Genomic DNA, 985 nt, shown 5'->3' with positions numbered 1-985 from the left:
GCAAAGAGCCACATACTCTTCATCGTCGTCAGACCATGTAACGCGATAGGTGTAGTGTTTATGGTCAACCATCGTCCTTTCCCTCCAATCTTCTAGGCCGTAGACTCATAAACTTCTGATCCCGACAAGTGCTGCGACGAGTTTGATAGCAGCCAGAAAGTTTAGCGGGTTCTTCTCATATCTGGTGGCGATGGCGCGAAACTGCTTGATTTTGTTGAAGAAGCGCTCCACTGCATTGCGCTGTTTATAGACCCATTTTGAAAAGGTCACGGATGCCTTGCGATTTCGTTTGGGCGGGATATTCGCCCAAGCGCCCCGTTCTTTGGCTTTTGCCCGGATGGCGTTACTGTCATAAGCCTTATCCGCAAGGATGATTGTATTGGCTCTCATGATGTCGAGCATGTCATCAGCAGGGCGACTGTCATGGACTTGTCCGGCACTCAGGCGCAGGTCAATTGGTCCGCCTTCTGCATCGACCAAAGCGTGGATCTTGGTGGTCAAGCCGCCCCTGGAGCGTCCCATGCAACCATCATCCTGATCCCCCTTTTTGCCGTGGCACCGTGTTGATGGACCCGAACATAAGAACTATCGATCATGATGATGTCGCCGTCATAAGCCTCGGAAACCGCTTGAAGAAGTCGATCCCAGATACAAGCTTTACGCCAACGGACAAACCGATTGTAGCAGGTCGTATAAGGACCATATCGTTCGGGGATATCGGCCCAGGGGGAACCGGTGCGAAAACGCCAAAGGATACCATTCAGCACCCGACGATCATCAACACGGGCAACACCCCGAGATTTGTTCGGTAACAAAGGTTCGATAACGGACCATTCAAAGTCGGTTAATTCATAACGGCGGCGTGTCATGCGAGGCTCCTTAGTCTGGAACCCTTGAATCACAATCTCGACTGAAATCAAACAACTTTTATGAGTTTACGGCGCAAAGTTGCTGCCTGAACAGATAATCAGATCCACCTTATTCA

The 985-nt window shown here is 50.5% G+C and carries 1 protein-coding gene; it reads right to left on the bottom strand.

Going from position 1 to position 985, the window contains the following annotated elements; translation table 11 throughout:
* Positions 1 to 105 precede the first annotated feature (105 nt).
* Positions 106 to 869, bottom strand: a protein-coding gene (locus BM258_RS22990; RefSeq protein WP_090075585.1) for an IS5 family transposase whose coding sequence is annotated in 2 segments (ribosomal slippage) — positions 106 to 554 and positions 554 to 869 — 765 coding nt in all. Because the reading frame shifts where the segments join, the coding sequence is not laid out codon by codon here.
* Positions 870 to 985: the final 116 nt, after the last annotated feature.

This window comes from Cohaesibacter marisflavi, from assembly GCF_900115225.1.
In the GTDB taxonomy this organism is placed as follows: domain Bacteria; phylum Pseudomonadota; class Alphaproteobacteria; order Rhizobiales; family Cohaesibacteraceae; genus Cohaesibacter; species Cohaesibacter marisflavi.
This window is presented reverse-complemented; position numbering and strand designations above follow the sequence as displayed.